At 41.4% G+C, this 19,549-nt stretch carries 20 protein-coding genes and 1 tRNA gene; 17 read left to right on the forward strand and 4 right to left on the reverse strand.

Going from position 1 to position 19,549, the window contains the following annotated elements; translation table 11 throughout:
* Positions 1 to 78: 78 nt before the first annotated feature.
* Positions 79 to 711: a hypothetical protein gene (locus NKMY2_RS02910; protein WP_052347477.1), complete on the forward strand. Its 633-nt coding sequence runs from the start codon at positions 79 to 81 to the stop codon at positions 709 to 711.
* Positions 712 to 716: 5 nt separating this feature from the next.
* Here the strand turns inward: NKMY2_RS02910 and NKMY2_RS02915 are convergent, their stop codons facing one another.
* Positions 717 to 1,565 carry a PEFG-CTERM sorting domain-containing protein gene (locus tag NKMY2_RS02915; RefSeq protein ID WP_042684350.1) on the reverse strand — a complete coding sequence of 283 codons (849 nt, stop codon included), beginning with the start codon at positions 1,563 to 1,565 and terminating at the stop codon, positions 717 to 719.
* A gap of 60 nt (positions 1,566 to 1,625) precedes the next feature.
* Complete coding sequence (locus NKMY2_RS02920) at positions 1,626 to 2,420, reverse strand: CFI-box-CTERM domain-containing protein (RefSeq protein ID WP_042684352.1); 795 nt, start codon at positions 2,418 to 2,420, stop codon at positions 1,626 to 1,628.
* A gap of 97 nt (positions 2,421 to 2,517) precedes the next feature.
* On the opposite strand from NKMY2_RS02920, the gene NKMY2_RS02925 reads away from it, so the two are divergent.
* From NKMY2_RS02925 to NKMY2_RS02945, 5 genes are all read left to right on the forward strand, one after another.
* Entirely contained in the window at positions 2,518 to 3,324 is an 807-nt protein-coding gene (locus NKMY2_RS02925) for a hypothetical protein (RefSeq protein WP_157832431.1), read from the forward strand.
* 57 nt (positions 3,325 to 3,381) lie between these two features.
* Positions 3,382 to 5,013: a hypothetical protein gene (locus NKMY2_RS02930; protein ID WP_042684354.1), complete on the forward strand. Its 1,632-nt coding sequence runs from the start codon at positions 3,382 to 3,384 to the stop codon at positions 5,011 to 5,013.
* A gap of 61 nt (positions 5,014 to 5,074) precedes the next feature.
* Complete coding sequence (locus NKMY2_RS02935) at positions 5,075 to 5,854, forward strand: rhomboid family intramembrane serine protease (RefSeq protein ID WP_042684357.1); 780 nt, start codon at positions 5,075 to 5,077, stop codon at positions 5,852 to 5,854.
* 33 nt (positions 5,855 to 5,887) lie between these two features.
* Positions 5,888 to 6,064, forward strand: a complete 177-nt coding sequence (locus tag NKMY2_RS02940; RefSeq protein ID WP_042684360.1) for a tautomerase family protein — start codon at positions 5,888 to 5,890, stop codon at positions 6,062 to 6,064.
* A gap of 38 nt (positions 6,065 to 6,102) precedes the next feature.
* Positions 6,103 to 6,912, forward strand: a complete 810-nt coding sequence (locus tag NKMY2_RS02945) for a carbon-nitrogen hydrolase family protein (RefSeq protein ID WP_042684362.1) — start codon at positions 6,103 to 6,105, stop codon at positions 6,910 to 6,912.
* On the opposite strand, the gene NKMY2_RS02950 is transcribed toward NKMY2_RS02945, so the two are convergent.
* Positions 6,902 to 7,345: a topoisomerase DNA-binding C4 zinc finger domain-containing protein gene (locus NKMY2_RS02950; RefSeq protein WP_238549754.1), complete on the reverse strand. Its 444-nt coding sequence runs from the start codon at positions 7,343 to 7,345 to the stop codon at positions 6,902 to 6,904. The genes NKMY2_RS02945 and NKMY2_RS02950 overlap by 11 nt on opposite strands.
* 72 nt (positions 7,346 to 7,417) lie before the next feature.
* Here NKMY2_RS02950 and NKMY2_RS02955 point away from each other — a divergent pair, with 72 nt between their 5' ends.
* From NKMY2_RS02955 to NKMY2_RS02985, 7 genes are all read left to right on the forward strand, one after another.
* Complete coding sequence (locus tag NKMY2_RS02955) at positions 7,418 to 8,572, forward strand: thiolase domain-containing protein (protein ID WP_042684363.1); 1,155 nt, start codon at positions 7,418 to 7,420, stop codon at positions 8,570 to 8,572.
* 4 nt (positions 8,573 to 8,576) lie between these two features.
* The gene (locus NKMY2_RS02960; RefSeq protein ID WP_042684366.1) at positions 8,577 to 8,942 is read left to right on the forward strand and encodes a Zn-ribbon domain-containing OB-fold protein; all 366 of its coding nucleotides are present in this window, start codon (positions 8,577 to 8,579) and stop codon (positions 8,940 to 8,942) included.
* Between the two features lie 294 nt (positions 8,943 to 9,236).
* Complete coding sequence (gene nrdD, locus NKMY2_RS02965) at positions 9,237 to 11,339, forward strand: anaerobic ribonucleoside-triphosphate reductase (RefSeq protein ID WP_081781862.1); 2,103 nt, start codon at positions 9,237 to 9,239, stop codon at positions 11,337 to 11,339.
* A 212-nt stretch (positions 11,340 to 11,551) separates the two neighbouring features.
* Positions 11,552 to 14,206 (forward strand): adenosylcobalamin-dependent ribonucleoside-diphosphate reductase, encoded by a 2,655-nt coding sequence (locus tag NKMY2_RS02970; RefSeq protein WP_042684368.1) that lies wholly within the window; start codon positions 11,552 to 11,554, stop codon positions 14,204 to 14,206.
* Positions 14,207 to 14,253: 47 nt separating this feature from the next.
* Positions 14,254 to 15,387 carry a glycoside hydrolase family protein gene (locus tag NKMY2_RS02975; protein ID WP_042684370.1) on the forward strand — a complete coding sequence of 378 codons (1,134 nt, stop codon included), beginning with the start codon at positions 14,254 to 14,256 and terminating at the stop codon, positions 15,385 to 15,387.
* Between the two features lie 8 nt (positions 15,388 to 15,395).
* Positions 15,396 to 16,064, forward strand: coding sequence for a ribosome biogenesis protein (locus tag NKMY2_RS02980; RefSeq protein WP_042684372.1), 669 nt, complete (start codon positions 15,396 to 15,398; stop codon positions 16,062 to 16,064).
* 22 nt (positions 16,065 to 16,086) lie between these two features.
* Positions 16,087 to 16,159 (forward strand) — tRNA-Gly (locus NKMY2_RS02985).
* 68 nt (positions 16,160 to 16,227) lie between these two features.
* Here NKMY2_RS02985 and NKMY2_RS02990 read toward each other — a convergent pair.
* A complete protein-coding gene (locus tag NKMY2_RS02990) occupies positions 16,228 to 17,265 on the reverse strand; it encodes an L-threonylcarbamoyladenylate synthase (protein WP_042684374.1) in 1,038 nt (345 codons plus the stop codon).
* Positions 17,266 to 17,394: 129 nt separating this feature from the next.
* Between NKMY2_RS02990 and NKMY2_RS02995 the strand changes: the two genes are divergently transcribed.
* The 4 genes from NKMY2_RS02995 to NKMY2_RS03010 are packed head-to-tail and all read left to right on the forward strand — an operon-like array spanning position 17,395 to position 19,547.
* Positions 17,395 to 17,661, forward strand: a complete 267-nt coding sequence (locus NKMY2_RS02995) for a ribonuclease P protein component 4 (protein ID WP_102007752.1) — start codon at positions 17,395 to 17,397, stop codon at positions 17,659 to 17,661.
* A 31-nt stretch (positions 17,662 to 17,692) separates the two neighbouring features.
* The gene (locus NKMY2_RS03000; protein ID WP_042684380.1) at positions 17,693 to 18,145 is read left to right on the forward strand and encodes a 30S ribosomal protein S19e; all 453 of its coding nucleotides are present in this window, start codon (positions 17,693 to 17,695) and stop codon (positions 18,143 to 18,145) included.
* A 9-nt stretch (positions 18,146 to 18,154) separates the two neighbouring features.
* A complete protein-coding gene (locus NKMY2_RS03005; RefSeq protein ID WP_042684382.1) occupies positions 18,155 to 18,427 on the forward strand; it encodes a DNA-binding protein in 273 nt (90 codons plus the stop codon).
* 43 nt (positions 18,428 to 18,470) lie between these two features.
* Entirely contained in the window at positions 18,471 to 19,547 is a 1,077-nt protein-coding gene (locus NKMY2_RS03010) for a zinc-binding dehydrogenase (protein ID WP_042684384.1), read from the forward strand.
* The last annotated feature ends 2 nt before the right edge of the window (positions 19,548 to 19,549 follow it).

Raw genomic sequence — 19,549 nt, forward strand, 5'->3', positions numbered from 1 at the left:
AATTTAAACAAATTACCACTTTAGTAGTTCTACCACTCTTGCATAAAGATAATAACATGATTTGGACTAATGATTATTATGAAAAGTCATTTTGCATTGCTTCTCATATTTGTTTTAGGATTTGGCTTTTACTCTGCATATGCACACAAGACAGTTACTGTAGAACAATACGTCATTGAGGTAGGCTGGAAGGAAGAGCCACCGCTAGTTGGGATTCAAAACGCAATAACCTTTGAATTCAGCCAAGACGAGGGAGGCGGAGTCACTACTCCTATAGCAAATTCGTTTAGGGACTTGGAGTCCACTGTAAAATCTGGTAGCCTCACAAAAACACTAGAAATTCTCTCTGATGCAAAGCCTGGAAATTATTATGCAAAAATCATTCCAACTAAGACTGGCTCACTCATAATTGGGCTTAAGGGAACACTAAATGGCGTACCAATAAATCAGGAAATACAAATTGAGGATGTAGGGAGCACCGATATTCTTGCATTTCCTCCAAGTTCATCGTCCGGTCAGGACGTGGGCGCATTAAAGAACGCCATGTCATCACTCCAAAAGGATGTCACAGAAATCAAATCAAAAATTGGCAACGTTGCTGGAGGCAATGGCATAGATCTTTCCAAGGCGTACGACTTTGGAGTATTTGGCCTTGCACTTGGAGCAGCGGGCGTAATACTTGCAGTAGTTGCAATGGTAAAAAGAAAATAAGAATTCTAAAGTCTTGGAATTACTTTAGATCTTGCAGTGACAGCAACAATGCTTACTATGGCAACTGCCAGAATCATCATTGCAATTTGACCGAATTCAGGTACTACCTGAACTGATATGGTTTCACCCATTGGACCTTCCCAGTTTGCTTGATCATCTGGAAGTCCAAGTCCGAGTATTTTGATTTGTACATCTACTGGACTATCCGATCTTAATGCGCTTGTTGTAAAGTCGGCTAACCCATCGTGTGAGTGTAGACCAGATTCAGAAAGAACCTGGTTTCCGTCTTGTGTTGCAATAATGTCGTAATTGACATGATCTATTGCATTGCCGTCAGCGTCGGTGAATTCTATCTCAAGAGATAATTCGTCACCTTCTGTTGGCACACCGGAACTAATTCCTACAGCGACTGAACCGTCAGCTGACATTGCCATCGCATGATCACCATCTTCTGATCCGTCCTCACCATGAGCCTCTTGCACAATCACCATGCCTGTCATCCAGGGGTGGACTTGGCAAAAGTATGGAAATTCTCCAGCTTCTTCAAATTTGTATGTGAAGCTTTTTCCTGCCATGAAGAGGCCGCTGTCAAAGTGTCCGTCCGGTCCATCTTGTCTGATATCGCCGCTTGTGACAGTATGTGCAGCAGTGTCGTCGTTTGACCAAGTGACTTCGCCGCCAACATCGATAGTTACTTCGCTTGGATCGTAACAGTTGTTGGTTGCTTCGCATCCTGGGGCTGATGATCCAGGAGTGATGCTTACAGTCTCTTTAGCGTGGTCAGCAAAAACTGCTGGTGCTACTGCCATTAGGGCAACTAATACAAAGATAGAGCCTATGACTATTGTCTTCATTGGTTTAATCCTAGCAGAGACCAATAAAAATCCTTATCCAAATTACCATCTAGACATGAATTATTTTCTAAAATTTCGTATTTTTGATATTACTATGGCTGGAACAACAAAGTACATCCCGACATTTAGCAGGATTATTCCAATCCCATATCCTAGCATCTCCCCCTCAGAGTCTATGTTGACATAGTTTAGTATTGATAGTGTAGACAGCATTGGCGTTATTGCCAATTTTACGGTCTCCTTGAAAATGGGGCTCTGTCGTTCTGCATCTGCAACAGCGGGACTAAATGAATAATAGAGTGCATTGAACGCATGCATGAAGCCTGTTCCAGAATCTGTACTGAACAACACATTGTCTCTTACCTCCCTGAGCAGCTGAACCTGTGATGCAAGCTCAGACCCGTATGCGGCAGTTGCAATTATGCATGATCCATCCTCATCTGTAGCCTTGACTGAAGCATCGTCAATTACCTCGGTAAATGTTACTGTCTCTGATGGTATTGGCTGAAACAATATCCCTTCAATATCGACAATTATCTTGTGCTCTCCATTTTCTTTGAATTGTACTGGAATTGTAACCGCGCCTTCCGAAGTATGAGTTAGTGGTATTGGTCCAAAAACTGGAATTCCGTCCTTTGTGACTGTTACCTTGTAGTCAATGTGTTCCTGAATGTTGTTTGTTTTTGGATTTATGAAATCAATTTTTAATTTTGTTAGATCCCCAAGTACTGGCTTTGTAGGATCTGTGGATATTGACACAAGTAGCGTGCCCTTGTCAGTAGGTGACTGAAACTGATCAGCAAACGCAGGCAATACTAGAAAAGGCAACAAAAATAATGCGGCAAAATACTTCATCAGTCAAAATCACTCATGATTGTATTAATAACTTACTCAAATTCTCATATTTCGCAATCCTAACATTATAATGATTGGTTATGCGCAACAACATAAAATGAGTTTGAATAAATCTTATTATCTGTTTTTTGGGATACTTTCACTTTTCATAGTCTTCCAAACAACGGATTATGCGTTTGCGCAAAACGCAACTAGTACAAAATCTGGCATTCAGGACATAACATATGCTGCAAAATTTGTCTGCGGCTCAATTCCAGATGACAGCGGCCCTCTACGACCGGGCCACTATGACACTGCGATCAGTGTACTAAACAAGAAAAACTACGAGGTCAATATTTTCTGGAATGCCGTAATAGATGACGGCCCTGCATCAAATGCGATTTTAAAGACTCTTGATGCCGAAAAATCAACCGGTATAACGTGTAAAAATATCAAGGACATATTTGGAATCGCAACAAAAGAAATTGTTGAGGGATTCGTAATAGTAAGGATTCCCATTGACTCACTGCGAGGCTTTGACAATGAGCAAATCGTATCTGACTATTCACAAGATGCACTAAATTTGCTTGACGTTCAAGTATTCTATACTGCCAATGCCTTATCTACACTTCCGCATGAAGTGGCCCAGGAAAAGATTTCGTTTTACATAATACAAGACTTTACGAATAAAATTCCAAAGGAATCGTTTCGAAAACCACTTGATATAACATTGCCCTCTACGCTAAACGAGCTCTCTGACACAGAGCAGAAAGTAAAGTCCGTATTGGCTAAAAAATATGATCTTGACAACAAAGATCTTGGAAAAATTGTGATCCGCATAAAGAGCATATCTGTGGGAGTGGGGGCATTGTTGGATGATCATGCCATATCGTTACACATTGTAAAACCGCAAATCAATTCATGATTTTCAATAGCTCAAATCTTCTTAAAAGTTAAATATCTACAAAATTGCTTCAGTGCATTGAATTCTAAAAGAACACTTGCAGCTGTTTTTGCTACATTGTTATTATCTCAAATGTCTTCAATTGCGCAGTTCAATGCATACGGGGATGGGCTAACACAAGAAAACCTCCCGCCTGCGAGCTTTGGAGACAGGCAAGCTGCACTTTTCATCAAAATTAGCCCGCCAATTCTAACAAAGGAAACAATCGGTGATACCTATGTGCAACTTAGACTGTTTGATGCAAAAACAAACGAATCTGTACCACACACGTCGTATTTTATTTCAGTCTGGAAAGATGACAAGCTTTTACTGCGAAATCTGTTTCATGCACATTACGGGGAACTAACGCTCAAAATAGTACCGACTAAGGTGGACGTAAATAACGTGGTAATATACGGCGATGAAGTACCTCAAATCCCAGGCGCGTGGACTGGATTCAATGACAGAGTTGACGTACATGCACCTGTACTACTAGACTCTGGCCTGTATCACTTTGAAATCAAGATTTTTGGAATTGATTACGACCAGAACATATTTGCAGAAAGTAATGTCAAAACATTCAACTCATGGCTTAGCGTTGGCGACATCTCCAACCAAAAAATCACATACAACGGAAAGTCATACGATGCCTCAATAATCTCATATTATGACAAAATAAATAACTTCAAATTTGATGAAACAAAAAAATCCATCTCGTTTTCGATGCCATTTAACTGGGATGCAAAAAGAATTGGAGACCAACCAATATTTGTACATCAGGAAGTAAGGATACCAAAGGCCTTCAAAGAATTCACCGATACGACTGCGTATGACGGTAGGGTAAGTGGCGTGCCAACAGTAGGGCGCATGTTGATTTTAGATCCTTATTCTATCGAAGGAACGTCAATTCTGCATTTTCTGATAAACAAGGAGGACATTCTCAAAATAGCAAAAACGCTCCCCGCTGGTACAAAAACAATGGAGTTTACAGTTGCACCCATGTCCACAGTGGCAAAAAATACCTTTGATGTAAAACTTAATTCTGGAGCGACTGCCAAGATATCATACGACGCTAACCTTGGAGCAGGAGACACGATTCCACTACAAATTTCCTTCTTTGATCCAAACGGTGAACTCTTGAAGTTTGTCAGACACGGATTTAGGATAGAGGACAGCTCAGGCAAGGTTCTAATAGAAAACTATGGAAATGATCCACAAAAACCAGGAATACTTTCCTCAGAAGGAATAGACATTCAAGAGTTCAAGTTTCCTTCTCAGGGCAACTACAAATTTACACTTGGCATATTTGATCATGGCTTAGACGAACTTACGACGTATCAGGGAATTGGAAGTTCTACTTTTGCCATAGGCAAGTCAGGTCAGACGGGCCAACCGGTTCCCGACTATCAAATCCCATCCTGGATCAAAAACAACGCAAAATGGTGGGCAGAAGGCACAATCGGCGACTCCGACTTTGTGCAGGGAATCCAGTATCTGATAAAGCAGGGAATAATGAAAATACCAAACGCCCAGTCCGGCTCTGGCACCTCACAAACCATCCCATCTTGGATCAAAAACAACGCAAAATGGTGGGCAGAAGGCACAATCGGCGACTCCGACTTTGTGCAGGGAATCCAGTATTTGATCACACAGGGAATAATCAAAGTGTAGTATTCAGAAAATACACAAACCTGATTTACATTATTATACAATCTCTTCTTTTCACTAATTCATGCTTCCAATAAGGGACGAAAATCCAAAACCGCCCGGCTTCAAACCGAAAATGACGTATGCCCTTATTGCGGTAAACGTGATAGTGTTCTTCTTTGAGGTGGCGTATACCGGTCAATTCTTTGAGTTTAGTAATCAACGTGCCGCAACACTGTTCTACAACTGGGGTGCGGTTCCTGCGTGTATTGCAGGGGAGAGCAGCATCTCGATAGAATCCATACGAGTGTCTTGCCCCGATATGTCGCTGTTTGGATTATTGAGCTCTACCTTCCTTCATGGTGGAATAATGCACCTTGGAGGCAACATGTTGTTTTTGTGGATATTTGGGGATAACATTGAGCTAAAATTTGGCAGACTCAAGTATCTTGGAATTTATCTCATGTGGGGGATAGTTGCAGGACTAGTCCATATTGTAGGAGATCTAAACAGCCCGATTCCTGCAGTTGGAGCGTCTGGCGCAATTTCAGGAGTGCTTGGTGCATATCTCATAATGTTTCCAAGGGCCAAAATAATGACACTTGTCATAATGGGATTCTTTACAAGAATGTCGCACATTCCGGCAAAGTGGTTTTTACCGTTCTGGCTCGTCTTTCAAAACCTCCTTCCGCTTTTTGTTGGGGGATTTGGATTTGGCGCTGGCGGCGTAGCTTATCTTGCACACATAGGTGGGTTTGTAATAGGACTTGCGACCGGGTTTTTGTACAAAAAAATGCACGGATCAGAATTCACGTACGGCACAAGAAACCCATCAAGATATGGCTGGAAGAGAGACGACTACTAATAGGAATAAATCAAACATAGGAAGAACCAACTCATGCCAATAATTACAGTATCAATGTATCCTGGCAGAACACAGCAACAAAAAGAGGAATATGCGAAGGCAATTACAAAATCGGCCGTAGAAATTCTGAAAACAAAAGAAAGCCACGTAATTGTAGTCTTTGAAGACAATCCTAAGGAAAACTGGTATATGGCAGGAAGCCAGCTTTAGATACCATTCTTTTTATTTTCACTAGTTGTGGTAAATCTATGACAAAAGTAGCGGTGATACAATTCAAAGCATCCACGGACAAAAACAAAAACCTCAAGCGAATTGTTAATTTTATCAACACAGCTGCAAGTCGTGGAGCCGATCTTTGTGCATTTCCAGAATTTATGATGTTTTACACGACTTCACGACAATCTCCAAGGGAGCTAGCATTACAAGCAGAGACAATCAACGGAAATTTTGTTAGTACTGTTGCAGATGCTGCAAAGAAAAACTCAATTGAAGTCATAGGTACAATATATGAAAAAAGCAAAAAGAAGGACAGAGTGTACGACACATCATTTCTAGTTGACAAATCTGGAATAATAAAATCAACATACAGAAAAATTCATCTTTATGATGCACTTGGGTTCAAAGAGTCAAAAAAATTAGAACCAGGCTCCAAAATTTCAGTTCCGATAAAGACATCAATCGGTAAATTAGGAATGCTAATCTGCTATGATCTGAGATTTCCTGAAATGTCGCGCATCTTGGCCTCCTCTGGCTCCGAAATTTTAGTTGTTCCCTCTGCATGGGTTAAGGGAAAAATGAAAGAAGAACACTGGCTTACAATTAACAAGACACGTGCAATAGAAAATGGATGCTACATTATTGCGCCAGATCAAGTTGGAAACATCTATTGTGGAAGAAGTCTAGTTATAGATCCATATGGAAAAATTTTACTTGATATGAAAAAGAAACAAGGAATAGGAATGGTAGAAATTTCTATTCCCAAAGTAAAAGAGACAAGGAAATCACTTCCCCTTTTACAAAACAGAAGAACCGATATCTATTCTGATCTCAAGCTTTAGATTTTCTGCTGGGGCAATTAATGTTGGAGCACTGCTTTGTCCATTTTTGCTTTCTAGAGTATCGAAAAACTACCAATGGCCATGAACACGACTCGCATGGAATTTTTGTTGCACGCAGCATTGCCTTTTGTAATAGCGGCGATGATGCTTTGCAGCCATTATAGTAATTGGAGCATCCAATGAAACGTTTTTTCGTTTTCCTTGATCGTATGACGATCAGCTTTCCAACGTGACATGACGGACATTTTACAAGACCGTCCTTTGGCTGGTTTGAACCCAAAATGATGTACTTCTTTTTGCTTGCAGACCATGAAAGATAGCCATTATTGTCAAAATATTGCATGATCTCGGTTTTTAGTGATGCAATTCGGCGTTTTGTAGGCTTGGTGATGTTTCGCCGATCTTTTCTTTTTTGAATAGACTTTTCTGTCAAAATCACATTGTTCAATATGTCCACATTAAAAATTGTTGAAGAATTTTTATATGGACTTGGTCAGGGAGTCTTGTGGAAAAGGTTTGCGTTCTTGGTGCTGGAAGCACAAAATATGGAAAGTTAGACGATAGCATTACCGATATTACTATTCAAGCCTCAGTTGCCGCAATTGAAAGTGCTGGAATTGAACCAAAAGAAATTGATGCAGGTTACATATCAAACGTTTTTGGTGTAGCAGACAAACAAGTTCACCTTGGACCTGTAATCATGAGCAACTTGGGAATCTCCGAAAAGCCATCTCTTTCTATCGAGTCTGCCTGTGGAAGTGGATCTGTATCATTCCGAGAAGCATATGCAAATGTTGCTGCAGGTTTTTACGATGCAGTCTTGGTTACCGGAGTGGAAAAAGTAACCCACACTGGCACTGAGTGGACTACTACTTACTTTTCATACTGTTCTGATTTCTTTTATGAGGGTGGTGCAGGTGCATCATTCCCAGGGCTGTTTGCATCGATGGCTCGCGCATATCTTACAGAATTCAAGGCAACGGAAGAAGACTTTGCAATGGTTGCAGTAAAGAACCACGCTAACGGTTTTCTAAACCCAAAGGCTCATCTCCGAAAGAGAATAACAATTGACGATGTAATGAAATCAGCAGTAGTGGCAAGTCCGCTAAAGCTGTATGACTGCTGCCCGTTTTCTGATGGCGCAAGCTCAGTAATAATATGCAATGAAAAATTTGCAAAGGCTCATTCAAAAAATTATGTGGAAGTGATAGGATCCGGCAGGGGTGGTTCACCTGCAACCCTGCAAGGACGTGAACACATGACTACCATTCCAAGTACAAGGCTAGCAGCACAAGCAGCATACAAAATGGCCGGAATTACTCCAAAGGACGTCGACTTTGCTGAGGTACATGACTGCTTTACAATTGCCGAAATTGTTGATACTGAAGATCTTGGATTCTTTGAGAAAGGCCAAGGAGTACAGGCAATTCGCGATGGAAGAACATTGCTTAATGGTGAGATTTCAATTAACCCATCTGGCGGACTAAAGTCAAAGGGCCATCCAATCGGTGCTACTGGAGTAGGACAAGTAGTTGAGGCTTTTGAGCAACTGACAGGAAAAGCAGGAGAGCGTACAGTCAAAGATGCACATATAGGATTAACCCATAATTTTGGTGCAACCGGAGCAAGCTGCGCCGTTCACTTGTTCAAAAGCGTGTAAGACATTGTCAAATAAACAAGAATTCATAGATGCAGTAAACTCAGGTAAAATACTTGCAAGAAAATGCACAAAGTGCGGAAACCTGCATTTGGCAACTGTCTATTTCTGCCAACAATGCGGGCACAAGGAGTTTGAAAGCAAGCTGCTTGATGGAATAGGCACAGTTGCAACATATACGATAATTACGGTTCCGCCGGCAGGCTTCGAAAAATATACTCCATACGCCTGGGTTGTGATGAACATAGACAACTATGATCTTAGAATTTCAGGATTTTTAGGGGGAATTGCCTCACCGTCCAATCTTCCAATTGGATCAAAAGTAAAGATTGTCGGATACGACGATCGTGGAATTCTTCTAGAAAAGCAGTAAATCAAATTTACCGAGTAATTAACAAATTTCGAAAAGGATTCTTAATAGTTTCAAAAAAACTTGACTTTCATTGTCAGTTGATGTAATATGTGGTAAGTGTGGAAACAAGATCTCTAATATGAAAATGCTAAAGTCGATCAAAGATGTCATGAAGCATTACAACAACAAATGTCCTTCCTGCGGCCAAACACTTTCAACATCAGAGTTTTCCATGGATGTACAGAAAAACTGATCAAAAAGTTTGGTGAGGATCCAGTCATAAATCTTATTTAGTCCCGATCTCTAGTCATAGTCATGAGCATAGAGCTTACCACCGGTGCAATGGATCCGAAGAAAGGTGGGGGAATTTTACAATCTACGTCAAAACGCGTTAGAATGATCTTCTCTGTCATGGCAAGTCCTAATAGAATTGACATTTTGAGAATCTTAAACTCAAAGGGTCCACTGACGTACTCTGAATTAAAATCACTTGCCGGATTCAAATCAAAAAAAGAAAGCGGCAAATTTGCTTACCATTTAAGAAAATTATTGAGACAGTCGCTTGTCGCACTCAATAAATCTGAAAGAAGATACACCATAACAAATCTGGGAAAACTTGTCCTAAGTCTTGCAAGACAAATCGAAGAACGCTCCATTATAGAAAGCGGCAAGATGTATGTCCGAACCTCACACGACTCAATTGAGGAATTTAATTCACACAAGATCATTCAATCGCTAGTCCGAGAAGGAAGCCTTCCATTGGAGCTGGCACAAAAAATCACCGAAGAGGTAGAAAATCGAATTTACAAGTACCAAACTACCTATCTTACAGGCTCACTTATTCGTGAAATGGTCAACTCTGTGCTACTTGAGCATGGTCATGAAGAATACCGAAACAAGCTTGCAAGGCTTGGAATGCCTGTTTTTGATGTACAAGAGATGATAACCAATGTGGACAATGTCGACAACGGCGCACAGGGGCTGTTCTTTAAAGCAGGACAGACCGTATTTGCAGAAAACCTAATCCTAAATACGCTACCAAAGGATGTTGCAGATTCCCATCTTTCTGGTGATATACACATATCAAATCCTGGAATCTGGTCGTTACTTCCAGATACAATATTCTTTAACTTAAAAGAGCTAATCGAGGACGGAATTGACCTCAAAGGGAAATTCCTAGGCGTGACAAGAATAGCCACAATCAAGACACTGGATAACCTCATGTCGTCCCTATCCATGATGCTGTCTCTTGCATCAAAGGAAGCATCAAGGGAGGTAATCATGGATGGCCTAGTGCAAATTTGCCTAAAATATGCAAAAAACATAACCGAACTTGAAGAAAAACTGGTCGGCGCATTTGCAACATCGTCAGTCTCTTCCAAGTATACAAAAGAGCCAACTCTGGTGTCGTTTAGGATTCAGCTTGGCCTGGAACCAAAAATCGTGCAAGCGATTCTTTCAGCATACAAAAATTATATCAAAATGACGCCAGTCCCGCAGATCGGCCTCATAATTGATTATACAAACGGCAAAATCGTAGACGTCTCAGACATAATTGCAGAAATAATCTCTCTTGGAGGCAAAGTACAGTTTTCAAAGGATGAGACCTCATACAGCGGAATAATACGAGTCAAAGCAAAGAACAGCACATCATCGATCAACTTACAGTCTCTTACGATCAACCTGCCAAGACTTGCGTTTGAATCAAACAAAGACGAGACTTACTTTAGAGCGCGCCTTGCGCTGATGATGAAGCCTGCACTTTCTGCAATGTCGCTTCGCAAAAAAGACATCTCCGATCTTACCAGACGAGGACTAAATCCAGTACTTGCAGCAAATACACAATACATGCAGAGAAGCTCTGTATGCCTAGTTGTGAATTTGGTGGGATTGCACGAGGCCGTATTCAACATACTTGGTTACAACGATCAAAAGGAAGGACAAGAAATAATCTACAAAGTCATCCAAACCGCAGTAGACGTGGCAGAAAAGAAGGGAAAAGAGATGGGAGATCTAGTCGTAGTTACAATGACTGAAAGTGACGGAACATCAAGATTTGGATCACTTGACGGAGAAAAATATGGCAAGATGTCAGTTAACAGATCCCTTGACGGGGAGAACTACTCAGAAGGGGTTGTTCTTAACGCTTCAGAACTTGGCTCGATGAGCGTCAAAACAGACAAAATCGTCGAGGCCAACAAGATGGCAAAAATCCTAAACGGAGGGTTGCTCATACAGCTCAAATTCGAGAAGGATGCCAAAATAGAGGAAATCAAAAAGTCAATAGAAAAGGCAGGCGATCTGGTAGGTTCGTTTAGACCGCTCAAAGAGGTCCCAATCTGCGGAAACTGTGGATTCAAAGACGAAAAACTCTTTGACAAGTGCCCTTTGTGCAAGTCTCCGTACATAGTAAGCTGAATCTGAAATCCGCAAAACCTATCTTTATGGAATAAAAGCTAATCATAGTTGGCAAAACGATCTTGTATGAAATTAACTGATTTCGTTTTCAGATCCACGACTGACTATTGTGAAATTTCTCGTAACGGTGTAAACATTGTTGAGCTAAAATCTGAATTTTTTGGTAATCACAGTTATATTCAAACTGATATTACCTACTGAGGGGAAGCAATATGACAACCGATTTTTCACAAATAGAGAGTTCGATCATTGACGTTAAGAAAAGAGATGGCCGAATAACCAACTTTAACAAAGAAAAAATTACAAATGCGATCTATAAAGCACTAGTCGCAACAGGTAAGGCAGACCGCAAAATTGCGGAGGATCTTACAAATGGCGTATTAAACAAGCTAATACAGCAGGGATTTTCAGCATCACATCCGCCGTCAGTGGAGGATGTGCAGGACATGGTTGAATCTACCTTGATTGAAAAGGGCTATGGCGAAATTGCCAAGTCCTACATTTTGTACCGACATGAGCGAAGAAAAGTAAGGGAAGACAAGATGAAAGTCCTAAACACTAAATCGCTTGACAACGTTGCAAAGACATTCGATCTTAACTGCCTCCGAGTTTTGGCATCAAGATATCTGATGAGGAACAACAAAAATGAAATCACTGAAAGCCCTGGCCAAATGTTTGAGAGAGTAGCAGTCCTCGTCGCACTTGGAGATATAATGTACGATAATGAGGTCTTCTCAAGGGAGGGAGGGATAACTCAAGACGCCGAGGAAGCTAAAAAATATCTTGCAAAGCTTGACGACTTTGATTACAAGTTCAAGATTGGGAACTATTATCTGAACAAGTGGCACTTTAGGGGACTCATCAACCACTATGTCTATCTTGCAAACAAGGGACAAATGAAGAAGAGCTTCAAAGAAGTACTCACGTTGCTTGCAGCTAAAAAGTTTGACAACTATGCCGACAGAATACAAGAGTATTATTCTCTGATGACAGAGCAGGAATTTTTGCCAAACTCGCCAACCATGATGAATGCGGGCGGACGTTTAGGCCAGCTATCTGCGTGCTTTGTACTTGGCATGCCTGATGACATGGGCGACATAATGAAGTCAACATCTGACGCTGCCCTCATATTCAAATCCGGAGGAGGCGTAGGAATCAACTATTCAGACCTAAGACACGAAGGAGACATTGTTGCATCCACATCGGGTGTGGCATCAGGCCCAGTTTCCTTCATGAACATAATCAACACCGTAACCGAAGTGGTAAAACAAGGTGGCAAAAGAAGAGGCGCAAACATGGGAATCCTCGAAGTATGGCACCCAGACATTGAGAAATTCATCACAAACAAGACAGAAGCAGGAATACTTGAGAACTTTAATGTCAGTGTTGGAATATGGGAGGACTTTTGGTCTGCAGTGGTGGACAGCTCAGACGGCAAGTATACCCTGAGAAGCTCAAAGGACAGATCACCAATACGCGAGATAAACGCGCATCAGCTAATTGACTTGATTGCACTATCTGCGTGGAAGAGTGCAGAACCGGGACTTATTTTCTTTGACAACATCAACAAATACAACGTGTTTGCAAAGGCAAGAGGAATGCCGCTTAGAGCGACAAACCCATGTGGAGAGCAAAGCCTCTATCCATACGAGTCATGCAATCTAGGATCAATTAACCTTGCAAATCTTGTGAAAAGAAAAGCAGACGGTCAGTTCGAATTTGATTGGCAAAGATATGAAGAGACAATCCGCAAGACAACAAGATTCCTTGACAATGTAATAGACATGAATCACTATCCTGTACCAGAAATTGACACTGCCTCAAAAGAGTCAAGAAGAATAGGACTTGGTGTAATGGGCGTTGCAGATCTCCTGTACAAGCTAAGAATTCCATACAACTCAAAAGAAGGATACGAATTCCAGTCAAAACTTGCTGAGGCACTAACATATTATTCCATGGAAGAAAGTGTCGCACTTGCAAGATCACGAAGCGAATTCGATCTGTGCTCAAAAACAGAATATCCGGAAGGCAAGATTCCTGTTGCAGGCTACTACGAAAAGCCAAAGGCAGAGCACTATTACGATTGGGACGCACTAATTACCAATATCCAAAAGCACGGAATAAGAAACGTACTTACCACTACAGTTGCACCAACAGGAACACTTTCCATGATTGCAGACTGTACAAACGGAATGGAACCGACATTTGCACTTGTATTTGAAAAACGAGTAACTGTTGGGCGCTTCTTCTATACCAACAAGATCTTCGAACAGGTACTGCGCGAAAACGGACTATACAGCGACGAACTCCTGGCAAAAATTGCAGATAACTACGGTTCTGTTCGTGGACTGCCGGAAATCCCAGAATGGATCCAAAACATCTTTGTCACCGCAATGGACATACACTGGTCTGACCACCTGATGGCTCAGGCAACATGGCAAGAGTGGATTGGAAACGCAATCTCAAAGACAATCAACATGCCAAGCGATGTTTCAGCTGAAGATGTCAAAGCAGCATATCTTCTTGCACACGAGCTCGGACTAAAGGGAATTACCGTATACCGTGATGGATCAAGACATACTCAGGTGCTACACATGACTAGCGAAAATGCGGAAAAAACATTTGATGTGTCGCCAAGCTCTCACCTGCGAGAATACATCACAAAAAGCATCAAGAACCAATACGTCAGAAGCCAGGTCAATAAAGCACTGGAGCTGAAAATTCCTGATGAGCAAATGATGGAAAGCCCAATCAAAGAGGAAGTAAGAGAGGAAAGACTCTGTCCTACATGCAAGAACAATCTGGTGTTCGTTGAGGGGTGCAGCATCTGCATTGAGTGTGGCTATAGCGGCTGTACATCCGGCTAGGCAATAGCATCGTAACTTTTTATTATCATTTTTTAAAAGCAAAACTAGTGGACAAAAAAATTCTTGGAGCCGTTGGCGCAGCTATTGCAATAGCAATGGCAGTTTTGATCTTACTACCAAACACCCCATCGAATCTGTCTCCTGAGCCTGTCTCTGTTAGCCACAACGAAAAACTTGGAATTATAATAAACCCACCGTCAAAAGAGGTAACACTGGATCAGCTAAAGAAAGTGTATTCTGAGGCATCGCTTACAGGAATAGGAAGAAACAACCTGTATCTTTTTTGGAATCACATAGAACCACAAGAGGATCAATACAATTGGAAAGATACTGACATCATGATGAGCCTAAATAAGCAAAATGGCCTTGCAGTAACGCTCTATTTTTCCGTAGTAAATGGACGAATAACAGGACCATACCCTGACTGGATGGGGGAACCGGGACTTGATCCAGTACTTGAAAAAAATCTAGTAAAGACACTTGATGCAGTCTTGAGTCGATATGACATAATTGATTACGTGATAATTGGAGGAGAACTAGATTCTTACTTTAATGACGCTAACGGCGACGTAGAACAATACAACGAGTTCTTTAACAACATATACACGGAACTAAAACAAAAGCACCCAAACGTCCAGTTTGGAAACGCATTTTCGCTACATAATATAGTAAACAAAAACCTAGACCACTACGTATCAGATGTTGATGCGGGAGACTTTGTGGCATTTACGTACCTCCCAGTAGACAGACTAAACGATATTTCAAGAACACCAGAAGACGCTAAAAAAGACCTACAAAAAATGCTAGAACTAGTACCTGACAAAAAAATTGGCGTCTTTGAGATAAGCTGGAGCACATCTAATTTTGTAAACGGAAGTGAGCAGGCCCAAACTAAATTCATAGCGGAATCATACGACTTTTACAGAGAAAACGCATCAAAATTTGAGTTCTTTACATGGTACAGGCAATATGACAGACCAGAAGGCACGTGTGGGATAGAGCAGAACTTCCCGTCACCAACAATTACAATCGCGCCGGGTTCAGGACTTGGCGGCAATGAATACGTAAAGGAAAGACTTTCAAAATACACCTGTAATGCGGGGTTGATCAAAACTGATAACACGCAAAAGTCAGGCTGGGCAGAAATCAAAAAACAAATACAATTAAGTGAGAATTCCTAATCTTAGCAATGTTATCGCTAGTTATTGCAGAAGCATCACTTGAACTGGTTCCAAAGGAACTACAGCATCATAATTCAGTCGTATCACATGCAAGAAAAATGGGAAAAAGGCCGTCGGAAATACTACTTGATAATTCTTGGCACTTTGGGGCAATGAAGGGAATCAAAAACGAAATCAAAAGGGGAAGGCCGGATCTGGTTCACTTCTGCTTACTTGAGGCATGTACAATCCCCCTTTACTTTGAGGACGAAGTTTCAGTTTATGTTCATACGCTTGATGACAAGGTGATAATTGTGGAGCCTGGAGTGCACCTTCCAAAGTCATATCATAGATTTGCCGGCCTGATGGAAAAACTCTTTGCAGAAAGAGTCATCAAGTCAGACGGGCAAAAATTACTTGAAATCAAAAACATGACGTTTTCTGATCTGATTGACAAAATAAAGCCAGAAAACGTGATTGGTCTAAGCTCAGAAGGAACCGAAAGCTCGTACCATGATGCTGCGGCAACTTGCACTTCAGAATCATGCCTTGTGGTAGGCGCGTTTCCAAAGGGAGATTTTTCCGATTCTGTAAAGAAAAGAATCGACAGCTTGCTCTCAGTTGATGCCAACCCTCTTGAGGCACATGTTGTCATTGCGCGCGTTCTATACGAATACGAAAAAACCGTTTTTATGTAGGCAGCAGGGGTTTCATTCTTGTGCGGCCGTAGTATAGTCTGGTAGTACGCTGGCCTTCCAAGCCCGTTACCCGGGTTCAAATCCCGGCGGCCGCATCCGTTTTCATTCATAAAATCACTGTTTGCTAAATTTAGTTATTACAAGTTAGGGAACTCGGTAGATTTCAGACTTTAATTTTCATATGTGCTGCCTTGCCTAGCCTGTTCATGACTCCTAATCCAAGTCCCTCCCCGCTTATTCCGTGAGCAAGAATGATGTCGATTTTTCCCTCATCAAACTCTCTGAATACTTTGAACAAATTTGCGGCAATCTTATCTGGACTATCTCCGGCAAATCTTACCATGTCTGCCTTGTAAGTGTGATCTCTTTGCATAACCATTATGCCTACGCGCTTTTTCTGCTTTTTGAATTTGCTGATAAGCTGCAATATTTTCTTGTCCACATTTCTGCCCGTACCTTCGATTAGGATTATTTTGGCATTTGGGGAATAATGCTTGTATTTCATGCCAGGTGAGCGATGCATAATCTTTGATTTTCTTCCCTTGATAACGGGGTGAATCTTGATTGTTCCTATGATTTCCTCTATCTGTTCCAGTGTTATACCTCCTGGGCGCAACAACATCGGCGTTTTACTTGTCAGATCAATTACGGTAGACTCGATGCCAATTCTCGTTTTACCACCATCAAGTATCATGCTTATTCTTCCTGACAAGTCTTCTGATACATGCTTTGCCAAAGTCGGACTAGGTCTGCCAAAAAAGTTCGCAGAGGGAGCAGCCAGTGGAACACCTGACTCTTTTATCAAAAGGCTGGCGATTTTGTTTTTTGGCATTCTAATCGCTACCGTATCAAGACCGCCCGTGGTTATTTTTGGAACGATTTTTGATTTTTTCAAAACAATAGTCAGTGGGCCTGGCCAAAATTTTTCAATGATTTTTTCTGTTATTTCCGGTATGTCTTTTGCAAGTCTTTTGAGATCCTTTTTATCGTGTATGTGAATTATTAGCGGATTATCTGCAGGCCTTCCCTTTGCCTCAAAAACCTTCTTTACTGCTAGAGGGTTTAGGGCGTCTGCTCCAAGACCGTAAACTGTTTCTGTAGGAAACGCCACCACCTCCCCTTTTTGTATCAACCGTGCAGCTTGCCGTATAGCTAAAATCTGGGGTTTTGTATTATTGACCTTGAGAATTTTTGTTTGCATTTTTGCTTGATTTTAAAAGAGGATCGCTTTGCATATTAACGAAACAGCCTTGATTACGATTGGACTTTTAAGGGAAATACGTTTTCTTACTTTGTGAAGCTGGATCTTAGAGAAATAGCAAAAGAAAGAATGCAGATTCTGATTAAAGAGGCAATTTCAAACGCCAGAAAAAACCCAACATTATCTCAAAGGCAGGCCTCACTTGCAAGAAAAATCAGTACAAAACACCGAATACGAATGCCGTATGAAATTAAGATGAATTTTTGCAAAAAATGCAAAAGCTTCATTGCGCCTGGGGTAAACTCAAGAATACGACTGGGTAGATCGCCAGTCAAGTCGATACGAATAACCTGTGGCTTTTGCAATCACACGTACCGCAAGATTATTTCTAAATGATTTATAAGACGACTCACAAGTTTTTCTTTTCATGGCAAAAGCCTATGATGTACCGGCAGATATTCTGTTATCAAGACTAGCTGACATACTCAAAAGTGAGAATATTGGCAAGCCTGAGTGGGCAATGTTTGTAAAGACAGGATCTCATGCAGACAGGCCTCCACAAAACAGAGAATGGTGGTACATTCGTTGCGCATCAATTCTAAGAAAGCTGTACCTTCATGGCCCAGTTGGAATCAACGATTTACGTATCATGTATGGCGGTGCAAAATCCGTAGGATATGGCGGCGCTCATCATAGAGATGCAGGCGGTTCCATCATACGACACGCAATACAAGAGCTTGAAAAATTAGGTTATGTCGAAAAAGTTGCAGGAAAGGGCAGAGTAGTATCCCATCAAGGAATGAAAAAGCTTGACAGACTTGCAAGTGACATTCTAGACGAGCTTGCAGTGAAAAATCCAATGTTGAAAATCTATTCATAGTGAAGCACTATGAGCTACCCGCAAGATGAAAACACTCCAAACGAGGCGGAAATCACAGCGCAAAAAGAAATGATTCTAAAACAAATTTTATCCTCTGACGCAAGACTCCGTTTAAACAATGTGAGGATGGTAAAACCAGATCTTGCATCACTTGTTGAAAACTATCTGATCGGCATGGTATCTCAAGGAAAAATACACGCCCAGATAACTGACGATCAGCTAAAACAAATACTCTTGTCGACCCAACAACCAAAACGTGACTTTAAGTTCAATCGACGTTAATGCCCAAACAAAATATAATTAGGGGTTATGAAGAATCCAAATCATGAAGGCGGTAGTTTATGAAGAATATGCACCTGATGATAATTACAAGAAAATTCTCAAAGTTAAAGAAATAGACGACCCAAAGCCAAAACCAAACGAGGTAGTATTCAAGGTAAAGGCGGCGGCCCTAAATTACAATGATATCTGGGGAATGCGAGGACAACCTGTTGCAGTACCGTTACCACACGTATCTGGCTCAGACGCAGCTGGAGACGTTATCGCAGTTGGCGAAGAAGTAACAAACATCAAAGTTGGCGATAGAGTAGCTTCTCATTCGAACATGTCTTGCAGAGTTTGTAAGGCTTGCACTGATGGCCGAGAATTTGACTGTACAAAGAGAACCATCTGGGGATTCCAGACTGGCCCAACATGGGGAGCTTTTTCGGAAATTACCCATCTTCCTGAAGTTAACGTAGTAAAAATTCCAGACGGAGTAAGCTATGATGATGCGGCAGCTGCATCAATGACGCTTTTAACATCATGGCACATGCTAGTTGGAAGAGCCAAGATAAAACCAGGACAAACCGTCCTTATCATGGGTGGAGGTTCTGGAGTTGGCTCATTTGGAATACAGATTGCCAAGCTTTATGGTTGTACAGTAATTGCCACTGCAAGCGGTGATAAACTTGACAAGTGCTTGCAGCTTGGCGCAGATTTTGCAGTAGATCACAGAAAAGAAGACTGGAATAAAGAAGTATTCAAGATTTCAAAAGAAATCGCAAAATCAACAGGCGGCGTACCTGGAATCGATGTGTCATTTGATCACATTGGTCAGACTCACTGGAATCAGCAACTAACTTTGCTCAAGTACGGTGCAACCCTGGTATCCTGTGGCGCGACAACTGGCTATGATGCAAAAACCGATCTAAGACATATCTTCTTCAAAGGAACAAACATCTTGGGTTCAACTCAAGGTACAAGAGCAGAGCTTGAAGACGGATTCTACTGGATGGGCAAAGGAAAGATAAAGGCAGTAGTTGATTCAGTATACTCGTTTGAGAATGCTGCAGAGGCTCACACAAAGATGCTTACAGGTAAAGGCCTCTTTGGCAAAATCCTGATGAAACCAGAAGCATAGAT

The organism is Candidatus Nitrosotenuis chungbukensis (genome assembly GCF_000685395.1).
In the GTDB taxonomy this organism is placed as follows: Archaea; Thermoproteota; Nitrososphaeria; order Nitrososphaerales; family Nitrosopumilaceae; genus Nitrosotenuis; species Nitrosotenuis chungbukensis.

Excerpts from the sequence above, each read along its gene's own strand:
- NKMY2_RS02910 (WP_052347477.1), top strand. The coding sequence starts at position 79 with ATGAAAAGTCATTTTGCATTGCTTCTCATATTTGTTTTAGGATTTGGC.
- NKMY2_RS02915 (WP_042684350.1), bottom strand. The coding sequence starts at position 1,565 with ATGAAGACAATAGTCATAGGCTCTATCTTTGTATTAGTTGCCCTAATG.
- NKMY2_RS02920 (WP_042684352.1), bottom strand. The coding sequence starts at position 2,420 with ATGAAGTATTTTGCCGCATTATTTTTGTTGCCTTTTCTAGTATTGCCT.
- NKMY2_RS02925 (WP_157832431.1), top strand. The coding sequence starts at position 2,518 with ATGAGTTTGAATAAATCTTATTATCTGTTTTTTGGGATACTTTCACTT.
- NKMY2_RS02935 (WP_042684357.1), top strand. The coding sequence starts at position 5,075 with ATGCTTCCAATAAGGGACGAAAATCCAAAACCGCCCGGCTTCAAACCG.
- NKMY2_RS02940 (WP_042684360.1), top strand. The coding sequence starts at position 5,888 with ATGCCAATAATTACAGTATCAATGTATCCTGGCAGAACACAGCAACAA.
- NKMY2_RS02945 (WP_042684362.1), top strand. The coding sequence starts at position 6,103 with ATGACAAAAGTAGCGGTGATACAATTCAAAGCATCCACGGACAAAAAC.
- nrdD (WP_081781862.1), top strand. The coding sequence starts at position 9,237 with ATGAGCATAGAGCTTACCACCGGTGCAATGGATCCGAAGAAAGGTGGG.
- NKMY2_RS02970 (WP_042684368.1), top strand. The coding sequence starts at position 11,552 with ATGACAACCGATTTTTCACAAATAGAGAGTTCGATCATTGACGTTAAG.
- NKMY2_RS02980 (WP_042684372.1), top strand. The coding sequence starts at position 15,396 with ATGTTATCGCTAGTTATTGCAGAAGCATCACTTGAACTGGTTCCAAAG.
- NKMY2_RS02990 (WP_042684374.1), bottom strand. The coding sequence starts at position 17,265 with ATGCAAACAAAAATTCTCAAGGTCAATAATACAAAACCCCAGATTTTA.
- NKMY2_RS02995 (WP_102007752.1), top strand. The coding sequence starts at position 17,395 with ATGCAGATTCTGATTAAAGAGGCAATTTCAAACGCCAGAAAAAACCCA.
- NKMY2_RS03000 (WP_042684380.1), top strand. The coding sequence starts at position 17,693 with ATGGCAAAAGCCTATGATGTACCGGCAGATATTCTGTTATCAAGACTA.
- NKMY2_RS03005 (WP_042684382.1), top strand. The coding sequence starts at position 18,155 with ATGAGCTACCCGCAAGATGAAAACACTCCAAACGAGGCGGAAATCACA.
- NKMY2_RS03010 (WP_042684384.1), top strand. The coding sequence starts at position 18,471 with ATGAAGGCGGTAGTTTATGAAGAATATGCACCTGATGATAATTACAAG.